This is a genomic window from Ruegeria sp. E5 (assembly GCF_056534105.1).
On record NZ_JBQFPA010000007.1, the window covers coordinates 71,568 to 87,610 of the forward strand.

At 57.1% G+C, this 16,043-nt stretch carries 14 protein-coding genes; 8 read left to right on the top strand and 6 right to left on the bottom strand.

The annotated features are described in order from the left end of the window. Positions 1-149: 149 nt before the first annotated feature. Positions 150-752, top strand: a complete 603-nt coding sequence (locus tag ACR0BI_RS20820) for an alpha-ketoglutarate-dependent dioxygenase AlkB (protein ID WP_170399314.1) — start codon at positions 150-152, stop codon at positions 750-752. On the opposite strand, the gene ACR0BI_RS20825 is transcribed toward ACR0BI_RS20820, so the two are convergent. Continuing rightward, the gene (locus tag ACR0BI_RS20825) at positions 749-1,570 is read right to left on the bottom strand and encodes an ABC transporter permease (RefSeq protein ID WP_480562849.1); all 822 of its coding nucleotides are present in this window, start codon (positions 1,568-1,570) and stop codon (positions 749-751) included. The genes ACR0BI_RS20820 and ACR0BI_RS20825 overlap by 4 nt on opposite strands. A gap of 122 nt (positions 1,571-1,692) precedes the next feature. Between ACR0BI_RS20825 and cysQ the strand changes: the two genes are divergently transcribed. The 7 genes from cysQ to ACR0BI_RS20860 all read left to right on the top strand — a co-directional run bounded on the left by cysQ (position 1,693) and on the right by ACR0BI_RS20860 (position 9,583). Continuing rightward, positions 1,693-2,490 (top strand): 3'(2'),5'-bisphosphate nucleotidase CysQ, encoded by a 798-nt coding sequence (gene cysQ, locus ACR0BI_RS20830; RefSeq protein ID WP_170426301.1) that lies wholly within the window; start codon positions 1,693-1,695, stop codon positions 2,488-2,490. Beyond that, complete coding sequence (locus ACR0BI_RS20835) at positions 2,490-3,290, top strand: 3-deoxy-manno-octulosonate cytidylyltransferase family protein (RefSeq protein ID WP_170408777.1); 801 nt, start codon at positions 2,490-2,492, stop codon at positions 3,288-3,290. Before cysQ ends, ACR0BI_RS20835 begins: the two co-directional genes overlap by 1 nt. After that, positions 3,287-4,270, top strand: coding sequence for a UDP-glucose 4-epimerase GalE (gene galE, locus ACR0BI_RS20840; RefSeq protein WP_480562848.1), 984 nt, complete (start codon positions 3,287-3,289; stop codon positions 4,268-4,270). The genes ACR0BI_RS20835 and galE overlap by 4 nt, the downstream gene beginning before the upstream one ends. Next, positions 4,267-5,313 carry a glycosyltransferase family 2 protein gene (locus ACR0BI_RS20845; protein WP_480879126.1) on the top strand — a complete coding sequence of 349 codons (1,047 nt, stop codon included), beginning with the start codon at positions 4,267-4,269 and terminating at the stop codon, positions 5,311-5,313. Before galE ends, ACR0BI_RS20845 begins: the two co-directional genes overlap by 4 nt. Before the next feature lie 146 nt (positions 5,314-5,459). Beyond that, positions 5,460-6,446, top strand: a complete 987-nt coding sequence (locus ACR0BI_RS20850) for a glycosyltransferase family 2 protein (protein ID WP_170399507.1) — start codon at positions 5,460-5,462, stop codon at positions 6,444-6,446. Then, positions 6,443-8,143: a DUF5927 domain-containing protein gene (locus ACR0BI_RS20855; RefSeq protein WP_170664227.1), complete on the top strand. Its 1,701-nt coding sequence runs from the start codon at positions 6,443-6,445 to the stop codon at positions 8,141-8,143. The genes ACR0BI_RS20850 and ACR0BI_RS20855 overlap by 4 nt, the downstream gene beginning before the upstream one ends. A 6-nt stretch (positions 8,144-8,149) precedes the next feature. After that, positions 8,150-9,583: a nodulation protein NodH gene (locus ACR0BI_RS20860; protein ID WP_480562846.1), complete on the top strand. Its 1,434-nt coding sequence runs from the start codon at positions 8,150-8,152 to the stop codon at positions 9,581-9,583. A 7-nt stretch (positions 9,584-9,590) separates the two neighbouring features. On the opposite strand, the gene ACR0BI_RS20865 is transcribed toward ACR0BI_RS20860, so the two are convergent. From ACR0BI_RS20865 to ACR0BI_RS20885, 5 genes are all read right to left on the bottom strand, one after another. Further along, positions 9,591-10,109 (bottom strand): L,D-transpeptidase family protein, encoded by a 519-nt coding sequence (locus ACR0BI_RS20865; RefSeq protein WP_170399336.1) that lies wholly within the window; start codon positions 10,107-10,109, stop codon positions 9,591-9,593. Positions 10,110-10,171: 62 nt separating this feature from the next. After that, a complete protein-coding gene (locus ACR0BI_RS20870) occupies positions 10,172-10,957 on the bottom strand; it encodes an ion transporter (RefSeq protein ID WP_170515151.1) in 786 nt (261 codons plus the stop codon). A 22-nt stretch (positions 10,958-10,979) separates the two neighbouring features. After that, on the bottom strand, positions 10,980-12,203 hold the full coding sequence (locus ACR0BI_RS20875; protein ID WP_480562845.1) for a class I SAM-dependent RNA methyltransferase: 1,224 nt from the start codon (positions 12,201-12,203) through the stop codon (positions 10,980-10,982). A 39-nt stretch (positions 12,204-12,242) separates the two neighbouring features. Beyond that, on the bottom strand, positions 12,243-14,075 hold the full coding sequence (locus ACR0BI_RS20880; RefSeq protein WP_170399345.1) for an ABC transporter ATP-binding protein: 1,833 nt from the start codon (positions 14,073-14,075) through the stop codon (positions 12,243-12,245). Next, a complete protein-coding gene (locus tag ACR0BI_RS20885) occupies positions 14,072-15,910 on the bottom strand; it encodes an ABC transporter ATP-binding protein (protein WP_480562844.1) in 1,839 nt (612 codons plus the stop codon). Before ACR0BI_RS20885 ends, ACR0BI_RS20880 begins: the two co-directional genes overlap by 4 nt. Between the last annotated feature and the right edge of the window lie 133 nt (positions 15,911-16,043).

A 16,043-nucleotide genomic window follows, 5' to 3' on the forward strand; every position in this document is an offset into this window, starting at 1 on the left:
CCGATTGATGTGCGCGACAGCACTACACCATCGCGCGTCGAGGCGTATATAAGGGCGAGAACAGGGGCCTGCAAGCGTTCAGAAACGCAGGTTTTCGGGAATCTGTGGCCTTTTTTGGCAAGGTTTTGGCAAGGTTTGGGGATTCTGGAATGGCGCGGCTGCTATTGCGCGGATTTGATATTCGGAAAGGCTATTTGGATGCGGCGGCGCAGTCGCATCTAGTTGACCTGCTTAGGCCGATACTGAAAGTGGCACCGCTTTATCGGCCCGTGACACCTTCGGGCAAGGAAATGTCAGTGCGCATGACCTCGGCCGGGGTGCTGGGATGGGTCACTGACCGGGCGGGCTATCGGTATCAGGACACGCACCCAAAGGGCATGACATGGCCCGCGATTCCAGATGAGATTTTGACCATCTGGCAGGACCTGACCGGCGCGGATCGCCGGCCCGATTGCTGTCTGATCAACTATTACGGTGAAGGCACCAAGATGGGCCTGCATCAGGACAAGGATGAGGCCGATTTCTCGTGGCCCGTCCTGTCGATTTCATTGGGCGATGACGCGCTGTTCCGAATCGGCAACACCACACGCGGTGGCAAGACTGAATCGATCTGGCTGGGCTCGGGCGACGTGGTGGTCATGGGTGGCCCGGCACGGCTGACCTATCACGGGGTGGATCGCATCCGGTTCGGATCATCCAAACTGCTGCCGAAGGGCGGGAGGATCAACCTGACGCTGCGAGTTGCGACCTAACGGCGGGCGTCCCAGCTTTTTGAAACCTGCTTGCGCGTGTAGAATTCGGCGAGCAAGCCGATCATAGTCAGCACGATGCCGATCCACAGCGCATACTCCCAGCTGGAATTGCGCGGAAAGTAATTGCGGAACACAAAGCCCCGACATTGATCAATGACATGAAACAATGGGTTCCAGGCGAACATGGTCAGCATGAATCCACCCAGTGCGTTGCCGACGACCATCTTGCCGGAAAACACCATATTCATGCGACGATAGACATTGGTCAGGATGGCAACCGTATTGGGAAACCACGGCTTGAGTGACAAGAACACAAGGCCCACCGAACACCCCGTGAACCAAGCCAGCGCGAGCATGGCAAAGGCGCCCCCAGGTTCCTGAATTTCAAGCGGTGAAACCGTAACGCTGTAGACAAACAGGATCACCAGGATCGAGGCGAGCTGCGTATAAAACGTGCCAAGAGCAGCAGCAGATAACATCACCATCATGGTCATGGGCGAATGCAGCGTCATGGGATTGTTGCCATCCCCGACGCCCGCTATAGCGCCGACCGACTTGATATGTGTCAGGAACAGAAACACGCCGGACAACAGGAACAGGATGAACTCTCCCCGTATCTTGGCAATCCGGGTGCCCATCAGCGAGAAGATAAAGTAGAACGCGGATGCGACAATAACGACTTGCAGAATATTGATCAGGATCGCTATGACCGCGTTTGAATGCTGCGAGCGGATATTGCGGACCACCGCATGGAATATAAGCTCGGCGGTGGTGAAAACCCCGCCAAGCAACGACTGATTTCGCTTGTAGTGAAACACTCGAATACTCTTTCCTGCTGTGTCAGCCGCAAATTGGCACGAAATTCTTGCTGTTCCGTATCCATAGCATCATAAGTCCGTGAGATGCCCTGATCAACAAACCACAGGAACGGAGCTTTTTTGTGACTTATGACGCGCTTATTCCCGTCATCCGGCGGCTGGCCTTGCAGGCAGGCGACAAGATCATGCAGATCTATGAAGCAGATGATTTCGACGTCAAGGTCAAGTCAGACTCAAGCCCGGTAACCGAGGCGGACGAGGCGGCGGATGCTTTGATCTCGGCCGGATTGCGCGAGGCTTTTCCAGATATCCTGCTGGTGACCGAGGAACAGGCGGCTTCGCATTCCGAAAAGGGCGAGACCTTTCTGATTGTTGATCCACTTGACGGCACCAAGGAATTCATAAATCGGCGCGGCGATTTTACCGTAAATATCGCTTTGGTCGAAAACGGCGTACCGACGCGTGGCGTGGTCTACGCCCCTGCACGCGGCCGGATGTTCTATACGCAAGCTGACGGGCAATCGGTTGAAGAAATCGGGGATCTGGACAAAGATCAGCCGGGTGCGTCAACGCCAATATCAGTCTCTAAACCAAACAATTCGGCGCTGATGATCGTTGCATCCAAGTCGCATCGGGATCAGGCGACCGAGGATTACATCAACAAATATCAGGTGCGCGACAGCAAAAGTGCCGGGTCGTCGCTGAAGTTCTGTCTGGTGGCGACGGGAGAGGCCGACCTCTACCCCCGTGTTGGCCGCACCATGGAGTGGGACACCGCTGCGGGCCACGCGGTTCTGGCCGGTGCGGGCGGACATGTGGTGCGCTTTGACGACCATTCGCCGCTGACCTATGGCAAAGACGGCTATGCCAATCCATTTTTCATCGCCTATGCTCCGGGCGTTGAGCTGAAGGAAGCCTGATGTCAGTATTGATTGCCATTCCCGCGCGCTACGCTTCGACCCGCTATCCAGGCAAACCTCTGGTTCCGCTGACCGGGGCAAACGGAACCAGCATGACTCTGATCGAACGATCCTGGCGCGCCGCGATTTCCGTGTCAGGCGTAGATCGCGTGGTTGTGGCAACCGACGATGACCGTATCCGCGAAGTCTCAGAGGGATTTGGTGCCGAGGTGGTGATGACTTCAGACACCTGCCGCAACGGTACCGAACGCTGCGCCGAGGCGCACTCGGCTCTGGGTGGCGGTTATGACATCGTCGTCAACCTGCAAGGGGATGCGCCTTTGACCCCGCATTGGTTCGTTGAAGACCTGATCTCGGGTCTGCGCAACGCGCCAGATGCGGGTGTGGCCACCCCCGTGCTGCGCTGTGACGGGGACGCACTGAATGGATTACTGAACGATCGCAAGCAAGGCCGGGTCGGGGGCACTACAGCGGTGTTCGGCAATGACCACAGCGCGCTTTACTTCTCGAAAGAAGTGATCCCTTTCACAGCCGAGACCTATGCCAGCAGTGACCCGACACCGGTATTCCACCACGTCGGAGTTTATGCCTATCGGCCTGACGCTCTGACTGCTTATCCGGGCTGGACTAGCGGTCCGCTGGAGACACTGGAAGGGTTGGAACAGCTGCGCTTCATGGAAAACGGCCGCAAGGTTCTGTGTGTCGAAGTTGAAGCCAAAGGTCGTCAGTTCTGGGAGCTGAACAACCCGCAGGACGTGGCCAAGATCGAAGAAATGATGGCCGCTATGGGGCTTGAATGACAAATATTCTGGTTACAGGTGGTGCAGGTTATATCGGCTCTCATGCCTGCAAGGCACTGGCAAGGGCGGGGTATACGCCCGTAACCTATGACAATCTTGTCACCGGATGGCAGGACGCGGTGAAATTCGGCCCTTTCGAGCAGGGCGACCTGCTGGACCGCGCCCGGCTGGACGAAGTGTTCGCCAAATACCAACCCGCCGCCGTGATACATTTCGCCGCCCTCAGTCAGGTCGGCGAAGCGATGGTTGAGCCCGGAAAATATTGGTCGAACAATGTCACCGGTTCGCTGACACTGATACAGGCGGCTGTGGATGCGGGATGTTTGAACTTTGTGTTCTCGTCGACCTGCGCCACCTATGGCGAACATGACAACGTTGTGCTGGACGAGAGCACTCAGCAGCAGCCATTGAATGCCTATGGTGCCTCGAAACGAGCGATCGAGGACATCTTACGTGATTTCCAAGCCGCATATGGCCTGAAGCACGTGATCTTCCGCTATTTCAACGTGGCCGGGGCCGACCCGGATGCCGAAGTTGGAGAGTTTCACCAACCAGAAACCCATCTGGCGCCGCTGATGCTGGACGCCATCGATAGCAAGCGGGGTGGCTTGACTGTATTCGGCACCGATTACGATACACCCGACGGCACCTGCATCCGCGATTATGTACACGTCTGTGATCTGGTCGATGCACATGTACTGGGTTTGAAATGGCTTGAGCAAGGCAAAGAAAGCCGCGTGTTCAATCTGGGCACCGGGTCGGGGTTTTCGGTGATGGAAGTCATCGAGCATTCCAAGGCCGTCACCAACCGTGCGGTACCCTACAGCATCGGCCCGCGCCGGGCCGGGGATTGCACACGTCTAGTTTCAGGCTCGGTCCGAGCCAAGGAAGAGCTGGGCTGGACACCAAAAAGATCAACGTTAGAGACGATGATCACGGATGCCTGGCGTTGGCATCAGAATGGCAGCTATACCAAGTGAACCTTGAGGATCAGCCGCTTACCTGGGTGCAGCGCTACAAGCTGCGCCTGAAACGCAAGCGGCTGTTGTGGCGATCTTTTCGCAGCCGCCATCAACTGAAGTCGTTGACTGACAACACGCAAAAGATCACGCCCAGCGCCATTCTGGCCTTTACTACGCTGCGGAATGAGATCAGCCGTCTGCCGTGGTTCTTTCACCATTATCGCACGCTGGGCGTTGATCATTTTCTGATGGTGGATAATGGCAGCGATGACGGCTCGGTCCCGTATTTGCTTAAACAGCCGGATGTGTCGCTGTGGCGGACTACGGCGAGCTATCGCGCGTCTCGGTTCGGGTTGGATTGGCTGACTTGGCTGCAGTGGAAATTTGGGCACGACCACTGGACGTTGATGGTCGACGCCGATGAGTTGCTGATCTACGCCCATCACAACACCCATACGCTGCGCGATTTGACCGCATGGCAGGACGCGCGCGGTCAAACCACGTTTGGGGCGATGATGCTGGATCTCTATCCCAAAGGTCGGCTGGGCAAGCAAAGTTATGATCCGCATTCCGATCCAACCGATTGCCTGAACTGGTTTGACCCCGGCCCCTATCGTGCCCAGCGCCAAAGGCCGATGGGCAACCTTTGGGTTCAGGGAGGCGTACGCGAGCGGGTGTTTTTTGCAGATCAGCCCCAAAAATCACCGACCCTGAACAAAATCCCTCTGACCCGGTGGTCACGGCATATGGCCTATGTGAATTCGTGCCATTCCGCGCTGCCCCGGTTCCTGAATTTTGAATATGACGGTCCGGGTGGGCAGACCGCCTCGGGCGTGTTGTTACACACGAAATTCCTGCCCGAGGTTGTCGACAAATCGCGGATCGAAAAACAGAGGCGGCAACATTTTCACGACCCCGATCGGTTCGGCGCCTATTATGACGGGATCATCAGCGGGCCTGATCTTTGGACTTCTGACTCGGTCAAACTAGGTGATTGGCAACAGTTACAAGACCTTGGGCTCATGAACGCGGGCGGATTTCCTGCCACAGGGGGGAAGTAAACCGGATTTAAACCCGTTGCCTCACAAGGTGCAGAGATGTCATAAAACGTTAATGTCCGGCACCACTCAGGCCTCAGGCGGCCCCGGGCAGACGCGCGTATCAAAAAAGGTTGGGCAGCCGCGTGAGCCTTTTGGATTCCTATCGCATGAGATTGCGGCGCAAGCGCCGCCTGCTGCGTTGCCTACGTCGGCGTCGGGATCTGAAAGCGGTGCAAGATAACACCAACAAGATCAAAGAAAACGACATCTTGTTGATGAGTGTGATGCGGAACGAAAAGATCCGCCTTCCCTATTTCTTAGACTACTATCGAAAGCTTGGCATCAATCACTTCCTGTGCGTGGACAACAACAGCGATGACGGCACCCACGAATACCTGAGCAGCCAGCCGGACGTTTCGCTGTGGTGGACGGATGTAGGTTACAAGAATGCGACCTTTGGTCTGGATTGGTCCAACTACCTGCTGCGCCGCTATGCGCATAAGCACTGGGTTCTGACGGTCGATCCGGATGAATTCTTTATCTATCCTTTTTGCGATACCCGCCCGATCCGCGCCCTGACCGACTGGCTGGACGATACTGGTGTGCGCAGTTTCGGCACCATGCTGATCGACATGTATCCCGAAACCGGAATCATGGATGCGCCCTATCATGAGGGCCAGAACCCCTTTGAAGTCGCGCCTTGGTTCGATTCAGGCAACTTCATGATTACCCGCAACCCGACCTATGGGAATCTGTGGATTCAAGGCGGTGCACGCGCACGGGTTTTCTTTCAGGACAATCCCCTGAAGGCTCCGGCCCTGAACAAGATACCTCTTGTGAAATGGCACCGGCGCTACGCCTATGTCAGCTCAACCCACGCCTTGCTGCCGCGCGGGCTCAATCAGGTCTATGAAGAGCAGGGCGGTGAAAAAACCAGCGGAGCGCTGCTGCATGCAAAGCTGATCAATACGCTTGGGGAAAAAGCTAAAGAAGAGTTGCTGCGCGGACAGCACTATGCTGCGTCGGGCGAGTACAAGGCTTATGCCAAGCAGTTAGAGGATAATCCGGTTTTCTGGAACAAATGGTCCGAGAAATACATCAACTGGCGACAGATTGAGATCCTCGGCCTGATGTCCAAGGGGAACTGGGCATGAGCAGCTTGGGCATCGTAATGCTGGTGCACACTGCGCTGGATCGGGTTGAGCAGGTGGCACGCCATTGGGCCGCCTCGGGCTGTCCTGTGGTCATTCATGTAGATCAGAAAGTCGGCGATCCGGCTTATTCCGATTTTGTCGCCGCTTGTTCGGATGAACCGCTGATCCTGTTTTCAAAACGCCATGTCTGTGAATGGGGCGGCTGGGGTATTGTCGCCGCATCACAATCCGCCGCATCGCTGATGTTGGAGAGGTTTCCAGATGTCCGGCATGTATATCTGTCTTCAGGCGCGTGTCTGCCGCTGCGTCCGGTCGCTGATCTGATCGACTATCTGGCCGACCGGCCCCGTGTCGATTTCATCGAAAGCGCAACCACGCGCGATGTCAGCTGGACGATTGGCGGTCTGGATCTGGAACGTTTCACCCTGCGGTTCCCCTTCTCGTGGCGCAGGCAACGAAAACTGTTCGACAATTACGTGCGGTTGCAACGCGCCCTCGGATTGCGCCGCGCAATTCCCGATGGTTTGGTGCCGCATATGGGCAGCCAATGGTGGTGTCTGACCCGCCAAACCTTGTCGGCCATCCTTCAGGATCCCAAACGAGCCGAATATGATCGCTATTTCCGCCAGGTCTGGATTCCCGATGAAAGCTATTTCCAGACACTGGCACGGCTCTATTCCACCCATATCGAAAGCCGATCGCTGACCCTGTCGAAGTTCGACTATCAAGGTCGGCCGCACATGTTCTACGACGATCACCTACAATTGCTGCGCCGGTCCGACTGTTTCGTGGCGCGCAAAGTCTGGCACAGCGCGAACCGGTTGTATCAGACCTTCCTGACCGACCACGAAGGCGCACTGACCCCGGCCGAGCCCAACCCCGGCAAGATAGACCGGGTGTTTTCCAAAGCGGTCGAGCGGCGCGTTCGCGGTCGTGATGGTCTTTATATGCAAAGCCGCTTCCCTCGCGCGGCTACGGAACGCAGCCTGACAGCCTTTCCCTATTCGGTGTTTCAAGGCTTTACCGAGTTGTTCGAGGATTTCGAACCCTGGCTGACAAACGCCATCGGCGGGCGGGTGCATGGGCATCTGTTCGGTCCCGAACGGGCGCAATTTGCCGAAGATGAGACGATCATCAACGGTGCGCTCAGCGATTGCGCCACGCTACGCGACTATAACCCCTCGGCCTTTCTGTCGAACCTCATCTGGAATACACGAGGCGAGCGTCAGTGCTTTCAATTCGGGCCAACGGATATTCAGAAAATCAATGAATTCCTGACGCAAGACCAGAATGCACATATTGCGGTCATCTCGGGGGCCTGGGCGGTTCCATTGTTCCGTTCGAACCTGAATTTTGCCGATATCCGGTGCGAAGCTGCCCGCCTACAACAGATCGAAAGCAAACAGCTCAAGCTGCTGGATGCCGCCCGCGCAAAGACGCGCATTCGAATATGGACGATGGCAGAGTTTGTGGAATCCCCCATGGAACAACTGCAGACCGTTCTGGAAGACATGGGCGCGCCCAAACCCACGCATCTGACCGAGGCACCGACGATGGTCGATCTGACCGGGTTCGGAAAGTTCCTGCAAAACCTCAAGAACCAAGGGATGCATCCCTATCTGATGGGGGATTTCCCTGTGAATGACGTGTTTGGCGCACAGTCCAAATCGTTCAAGAAGCCCTATTTGGTGCAGTAACATAAAATGACCCGCCGCTTCGATTATTTCATCGTTCTGGCCGATATGCGGACCGGTTCGAACCTGCTTGAATTGCAGCTGAACACGCTGGATGGCGTCACGTGTCACGGAGAAGCGTTTAACCCCTATTTCGTCGGCCTGCCAAAACTGGACAGCGTTCTGGGCTTTACCCTGGAAGATCGTGAACGCGACCCGATGGCGCTGATCGACGCCATCCGAAACGCGCCGGGCGAGATGAACGGCTTTCGCTTTTTCAGCGACCACGATGCGCGGGCGCTGCCACCGGCGCTGGATGATCCGCGCTGCGCCAAAATCATTCTGATGCGCAACCCTCTGGATAGCTACATATCGTGGAAAATCGCCTTGGAAACAAAGCAGTGGCGGTTGGTGAACATCAAGCAACGTCGGGAGGCGCAAATCACCTTCGATGCCGAAGAATTCGCCGAACAGCTCGACCAGCGGCAAGCATTTCAACAAACAGTGCTCAAACATCTGCAGACCACCGGGCAAACACCGTTCTATATCGACTATGACGATCTAACAGATTTGGACGTTCTGAACGGCCTTGCCGCGTGGCTTGGCGTCAGCGCACGTCTTAAGGAGCTGAACCAGCATCTCAAACGTCAAAACCCGGCGCCTGCCCTGTCGAAAGTGACCAATCCGGATGATATGGAGCTGGCCCTGTCGCAACGTGACCGCTTCAAGCTACACCATATCCCAAGTTACGAGCCGCACCGCGGGCCGGCTGTTTCGCGCTATGTGGGTGCTGCGCAAACTTCGCTGATGTACCTTCCGGTGCGCGGCGGCCCCGAGGCTGAAGTGGTGCAGTGGATTGCCGATCTGGACGGGGTGTCACAAGCCGACCTGATCACCGGCCGCAATCAAAAACAGACCCGTCAATGGATGCAGGATCATCCCGGTCACCGCAAATTCACGGTGCTGCGCCATCCGCTGGCGCGCGCGCATGCTGTGTTCTGCGACCGTATTCTGCACACAGGCCCCGGCGCATATGTCAGCATTCGCAATATGCTGAGCCGACGGTACAAGGTGCCGCTGCCTGCCAAGGGAGATCTAAGCAACTATACGCGCGATCAGCATTCCGAGGCGTTCGCGGCCTTTCTGGGCATGCTGCGCAGTATTCTGGCGGGCCAGACCCCGATCCGCGTGGATGGGGAATGGTGTGGACAAGCGCAAACGCTAGAGGGCATGGCCGGTTTCACCATGCCCGACCTGATCCTGCGCGAGGATGAGATGGCAACCGCCCTGCCCGATCTTGCCCACAAAGTAGGGCACACAGCCGCGCCAACCCCGAACAAGGCCAAGCCGGACGCGCCGTTTTCACTGGATCAGATTTACGACGCACAGCTTGAAGCGCTGGCGCAAGAAGCCTACCAGCGCGACTATACAGTATTTGGATTTGGTGATTGGAAACCGCTTTGAACCTTGCTTAGGGACGCAGAGTAATCACGGTTCCTTCATTCACCATGGCGTAGATCTCTTCGATCTCATCATTCTTGACCGCAATACAACCTGCCGTCCAATCCGGGGTCTTCTTCGCCCGCTTGAACTCGGATCGCAGATTGGGTTGTCCGTGAATGAAGATGTCGCCGCCCGGATCAACACCTGCGGCCTTGGCTTTAGCCAAGTCTTCCGAATTGGGATACGATATACCCAACGATAGATGATACCTGCTGCGCGGATTGCGGCGGTCGATCAGATAGGTACCCTCGGGCGTACGGCCATCGCCTTTTTTGTTTTTCGTGCCGGTGGGCGCAAATCCTAGATCGATATCATACTCCCGCAAAATCTGCTCGTTATGGAGCAAATACAGCTTGCGTGCACCTTTGTTGATGACCATCGAGGTCACCTCGGGCCCGCGATAAGAAAGAAATCTGGGTTTGGCTGAGGCACACGCTGAAAGGCTCAGCGTTGCCATTGCGCCCATTCCGAATGCTCGACGATCCATTATTTTCACTGCCTGACGCTCTTTTTTGTCGATTATTATGCCAGATTTTCGCGAAACTTAAATCACTTTTTGCTGTTCGACTGTTCCGTCAGGCGGCGTTCGATCGATTCCAGCCTTTCAAGAACCTCATCACGATAGGCATCGGTCTTGACCTCATCCTCGGCATGGTGGGCATCCTGCATCGAGTTCACGATGAGACCGACCAGCAAGTTCACCACCGCAAAGGTGGTCACCATGATGAAGGGAACAAAGAAAAGCCAAGCGTAGGGATACACCTCCATCACAGGGCGGACAATGCCCATGGACCAGCTTTCCAGCGTCATGATCTGGAACAGCGTATAGGCCGACAGACCCAGATCGCCGAACCAATCGGGGAACGTGCCCGAGAAAAGTTTGGTTGAGATCACAGCGCCGATGTAAAACAGGATCGCCATCAGCAGGAACACGCTGGCCATGCCCGGCAGGGCTGAGATGAAGCCTTCGACCACTCGGCGCAGGCGCGGCGCGACCGAGATGACGCGCAGCACCCGGAGGATACGCAGTGCCCGCAGAACTGAAAGCGCCCCTGCACTGGGAACTAGGGCGACGCCCACGATCACGAAATCAAACACATTCCAGCCGCTGGTGAAGAACCGGCGCCCTGTGGCGATCAGTTTCATGACGATTTCGATGACGAATATGGTAAGGCACAGCTTGTCCAACGTCACGATCAGTGGACCCGCTGCGTCCATCAGCGTAGGCGATGTCTCCATCCCCAGCAGTACCGCGTTGAACAGGATCACACCGGTGATGAATTTCCCGAAAGCCGGTGCTTCGATGATGGGCAGCAGTCGTTGGGCGATCACCATACGGGCGGTCCTTATCTCAGGGTTATTTGTTCAAAATGAACCGAGCGGCAAGTTCGGTGTGTGACGACCATCGAAATTGGTCAACCACCTGTACCCATTCAAGGGCATATCCGGCGTTAACCAGCATTTTTGCGTCACGGGCAAAGGTGATCGGGTTGCACGAGACATAAACAACCACCGGGCGCATGGCCTGCGCCAGCTCGGCCACCTGCGCCTCGGCCCCAGCGCGCGGCGGGTCAAGCACAACGGCGTCGAATTTCTTGAGTTCATCGGGCATGAGTGGGCGGCGGAACAGGTCTCGGGCCTCGGTCGTGACCTGTTTCAGGCCTTGCGCCTTGCGCCAGCCCTGATCCAGGGCTTTCGTCATCTCGGCCTCACCTTCAACCGCATGCACCTCGGCCGTCTGCGCCAGCGGCAGCGAGAATGTCCCGCATCCAGCGAATAGATCGACAATCCGCTTTGCCCCCTGCGTCGCATCGGAAACAGCCTGTAATAGAGCCTGTTCTCCGTCTTTTGTGGCTTGTAAAAACGCTCCGGGCGGTGGGGTGACACCAGCGGTTCCAAAGCGTTGGATCGGAGGTACACGCATGGCGATAACCTCATCATCCCAACTAAGCCGGGCAAGGCCGTGATGCTCGGTCGCTTGCGCGAGCGCCAGCTCCAACGGTCCATCCAGCGGTTTGCCGCCCTTGACCGCAACATCCAAACCGCCTTCGGACAGGGTCAGCGTTACGGCCAACACACCTTTCCGACTGCCACCCAACAACGCCAAGGCTTCGGCCACCGGGATGGCAGCAATCAAGGTTGGGTGCAGCAAATGGCAATCCGGGATTTCGGTAATCGTGTCAGAAGCGCGACCATGAAACCCGGCCAGCGTACCCTTCTTGGTGCGCCGCACGGCGATGGTGGCCCGACGGCGGGATCGTTCAGGCGAAGTGTGAATGGGCCGCATCAGGGCATTGAGCCCCTGCGCGGCCAACGCGTTGCGCACCACCTCAGTTTTCCACTCGGCGACAAAATTATCGGTCGCATGTTGCAACTGGCAGCCGCCGCAGGCCTTGTAATGACGGCAGGGTGCCTTGACCCGCTGATCCGAGGGTGTTTCGACGCGAATATGGTTCAGAAACTGACCCAGCAACGTACCGCTGACCACTTCACCCGGAAGAGTGCGTGGCGCATAGATCGGACCATCGGCGATTCCGTCGCCCTGATGTCCAAGGCGGTTTATTGTGTATTGCTGCGTCATGGAGGCCTGATAACTGGGGTTTGAGCGCAACAAAACCCCTTATTCTGCAGCCTCGGCCTGAATGAACCCGCCCGATTGGCGATGCCAGAACCGGGCGTACAACCCGCCACGCTCCAGCAGAGCCTCGTGCGTCCCGCTTTCAACGATGTGACCGTGGTCCAGAACAATAATCCGATCCATCTCGCTAAGCGTGGACAGGCGGTGGGCAATAGCCAGCACGGTCTTGCCCTGCATCACCCGGTGCAGTGCCGTCTGAATCGCTGCCTCGACCTCGGAGTCCAATGCCGACGTCGCCTCGTCCAGAACCAATATCGGTGCGTCTTTCAGGATAGCGCGAGCCAGGGCGATCCGCTGTCTTTGCCCGCCGCTCAGCTTCACGCCGCGTTCGCCCAGATGCGCGTCATAGCCCTTGCGTCCTTGCGCATCCTCGAGACCGAGTATGAATTCATGCGCCTCGGCTTTGGTCGCGGCCTCTATCAGCTCATCTTCAGTCGCGTCAGGACGACCATAGAGGATGTTCTCGCGCGCCGAACGATTGAACATTGCGGTTTCCTGCGTGACCATGCCGATCTGGCGGCGCAAGCTGTCCTGAGTGACTTGGCTGACATCCTGCCCGTCGATGCGAATGACGCCTTTTTCGCCGTCATAGAGCCTGAGCAGCAGTGAAACCAACGTTGATTTCCCTGCACCAGACGCCCCGACAATGCCCAGCTTTTCGCCCGGTGCGGCGGTGAAATGCAGATCGGAGACACCGCCAATATCGCGGCCATAAGCAAAACTGACATGATCAAACGCAATCTCCCCTTCTGAGACGATCAGTTCAGAGGCGTTCATCGCGTCCTCGACCCGGTCGCGCTTGGTCAGAGTATGCATCCCGTTTTCAATCTCACCGACATTTGCGTAAAGACCCATCAGTGTGAAGCTGACCCAGCCTGTCATTTGTGAGATACGGATCGCCACGGCCCCCGCCGCTACGATATCCCCGGCGGTCGCGCCACCCGCCCGCCACAGCCATAGCGTTGCGCCGATCAACAGGACCGGCAGAACCCCCGCCAGAGTCATCAGGATGAACCGGAAACTGGCCGATAGTTTGCCGAATTCCAGCGACCGTTCACGCAGGTCGACCATGGAATTTCGGGCGGTATGATCTTCGAACTCGGAATGGGCAAACAGCTTGACGGTCTTGATGTTGGTGATCGTATCGACCACCTGCCCCGACACCATCGCCCGCGCCCCCGCCCGCGCGGCAGAGCGTACGCGGATGCGTGGAAGATACCAGCGCACCAGCAGGAAATAGACAACAAGCCAGGCAACAAATGGCAGCATCACAAGCGGGTGAATAGATCCTAATAAAAGCAATGAGCCTGCAAGTGAGGCAATAGCGAAGACAATAGCGCTGATTGTTTCGGACACCACTTGCGTCATGGCGTTCGATGTCTGCATCTGTTTTTGGGCGATACGTCCGGCGAAATCGTCATCGAAATAGGTCACAGACTGGCCCAGCGTCCAGCGGTTCAGTTTTGCCAAAACCAACGGCGTGATGTTGGGCATGACGATGTAGTTGTTTGCCACCGATGACAGTCCGAACAGTGCGGGGCGTAGAAGCATGAAGAATGCGACAGCACCCAAAATGATCGCGAGATTGCCGCCGGTCAGAAACGCCTCGGGGCTGCTGTTGGTGGTCAGATCAATCACGCGGCCCAAGACCCAGGCGGTGCCAGCCTCCATCGCACCCGCGATCGCCGAGAAGGCGGCTGCGACGAACAGCATCGGCCAGGCGCCGGACAAGCTCCAACGGATGAACGCCCCCAGCGTTTGCGGCGGGGGCGTTTCTGTGTCTTTGAACGGTTGGATGAGGTCGGCAATCCTCATTCAGCGGCCTCCGGGTTTAGGAAGCCTCCAGATTGCCGCGCCCAGAACTGGGCGTAAAGCCCTCCTTGCGCAAGCAGGTCGGAATGACCGCCCTGTTCGACGATGCGGCCGCCATCCATCACCAGAATGCGGTCCATCTGCGCAATCGTGCTGAGCCGGTGCGCAATGGCGATCACGGTCTTGCCTTGCATCATGCCGTAGAGTGTTTCCTGAATCGAAGCTTCGACTTCGGAATCTAGGGCGGATGTCGCCTCGTCCAATAGCAAAATCGGAGCATCTTTCAGGATCACCCGCGCCAGTGTTACCCGCTGCCGCTGACCGCCAGACAGTTTCACGCCCCGCTCGCCCACATGCGCATCATAGCCGGTGCGGCCTTCCGGATCCTGCAGATCAAGGATGAACTCATGTGCCTCAGCCTGCTTTGCAGCGGCAATCATCTGTTCCTCAGTCGCATCAGGACGACCATACAGAATGTTGGCCCGCACCGAGCGGTGCAACAGAGCGCTGTCTTGCTGGACCATCCCGATATAGCTGCGCAGACTGTCCTGCGTAACCTCCGAGATGTCTTGACTATCGATCAGGATCGCGCCTTTCTCGACGTCGTAAAACCGCAAAAGCAGCTTTACTAGAGTCGATTTTCCGGCCCCCGACCGCCCGATCAAGCCAATCTTTTCGCCCGGCCGGATGGTCAGATTGACGTGATCCAAACCACCAGTTTCCCGCCCATAATGATGCGACAGGTCGCGGATTTCGATCTGGCCATTGCCCAGCCGCAAGGGTTTCGCATCAGGCTCATCCAACAGGTCGATGGGCTGTGCGATGGTCTGCATCCCTTCGGCAACGATGCCCAGTTCCCGGAAGAAGCTGGTCAGCGCCCACATGATCCATCCGGTCATAGCATTCAGCCGCAGCGTCAGCGCCGTGGCGGCAGCCACCACACCGACCGTAGCGCTTCCTTGCGCCCAAAGCAGGATCGCCCAACCGACGACACCTACGATCAGCACACCGTTCAACGCAACAAGTGCTGCATCCATAATGGTGAAAATCCGCATCTCGATCTGGAAAGTGCGGCGTGTTTCAGCAATCGCCTCGCGCGCATAATCCTGTTCCTGCGTGTCATGGGCGAACATCTTGATCGAGTGGATGTTGGTATAGCTGTCCACCACTCGCCCCGTCACGGTCGAGCGTGCATCCGACGCCGCCTGCGACGCGGGGCCAACCCGCTTGACGGTCCACCGCACCAAGGCCCCATAGAACACCAGCCAAATCAGCAGCGGCAGCAACAGGCGCGGATCAGCCGCCATCAGCAAAATGGCCGCACCGATCATGTAGGCGATCGAGAATGAAATCGCGTCAAAGACCTGAAACACCACCTCGCCCGCAGCGGGCGGAGTCTGAACAACCCGGTTTGCGATGCGGCCGGCAAAGTCATTTTCGAACCAGCCAACCGACTGACGCAACACATGTTTATGTGCCCGCCAACGGATCAGTGTGCCAAAGTTCGGCAGGATCGTGTTGTTGAGCAGCAAGACGTCAACCAGCTGCAGAATAGGACGAATGAAAAGGATCAACGCGGCGACCACAATCAGCTCGGTCCCGTGCGCCTGCCAGAATTCAGCAGGGGAACTTCCCAGCAGGTCCACGACGCGGCCCATATAGAAGATCAGCCCGACCTCGACCGCAGCAACGATCACGGACATCAGGGCGGCCAGCACGAAAACGCGTTTGAAAGGCTGCGAATAGCCCAACATGAAAGGCCACAGCTGTGTCGGCGGCTTGTCTACCTGTTCATAGGCAACAAAAGGGTCAATGAGGTTTTCGAAGTAGCGAAACATAGAGAGTGCTCCGATTGAGCAGAAAATAGGTCATGCGAAGAAAGATGGCGCCAGAACACCACCCCTACGGGTCAAAGTGTTCCGGGCTTTAGCCGAACCAGATCCCGTAATACATTCGCATTCCTCCCTCCAT

Excerpts from the sequence above, each read along its gene's own strand:
- ACR0BI_RS20850 (WP_170399507.1), top strand. The coding sequence starts at position 5,460 with ATGAGATTGCGGCGCAAGCGCCGCCTGCTGCGTTGCCTACGTCGGCGT.
- ACR0BI_RS20835 (WP_170408777.1), top strand. The coding sequence starts at position 2,490 with ATGTCAGTATTGATTGCCATTCCCGCGCGCTACGCTTCGACCCGCTAT.
- ACR0BI_RS20860 (WP_480562846.1), top strand. The coding sequence starts at position 8,150 with ATGACCCGCCGCTTCGATTATTTCATCGTTCTGGCCGATATGCGGACC.
- galE (WP_480562848.1), top strand. The coding sequence starts at position 3,287 with ATGACAAATATTCTGGTTACAGGTGGTGCAGGTTATATCGGCTCTCAT.
- ACR0BI_RS20855 (WP_170664227.1), top strand. The coding sequence starts at position 6,443 with ATGAGCAGCTTGGGCATCGTAATGCTGGTGCACACTGCGCTGGATCGG.
- ACR0BI_RS20865 (WP_170399336.1), bottom strand. The coding sequence starts at position 10,109 with ATGGATCGTCGAGCATTCGGAATGGGCGCAATGGCAACGCTGAGCCTT.
- ACR0BI_RS20820 (WP_170399314.1), top strand. The coding sequence starts at position 150 with ATGGCGCGGCTGCTATTGCGCGGATTTGATATTCGGAAAGGCTATTTG.
- ACR0BI_RS20880 (WP_170399345.1), bottom strand. The coding sequence starts at position 14,075 with ATGAGGATTGCCGACCTCATCCAACCGTTCAAAGACACAGAAACGCCC.
- ACR0BI_RS20885 (WP_480562844.1), bottom strand. The coding sequence starts at position 15,910 with ATGTTTCGCTACTTCGAAAACCTCATTGACCCTTTTGTTGCCTATGAA.
- ACR0BI_RS20875 (WP_480562845.1), bottom strand. The coding sequence starts at position 12,203 with ATGACGCAGCAATACACAATAAACCGCCTTGGACATCAGGGCGACGGA.
- ACR0BI_RS20870 (WP_170515151.1), bottom strand. The coding sequence starts at position 10,957 with ATGGTGATCGCCCAACGACTGCTGCCCATCATCGAAGCACCGGCTTTC.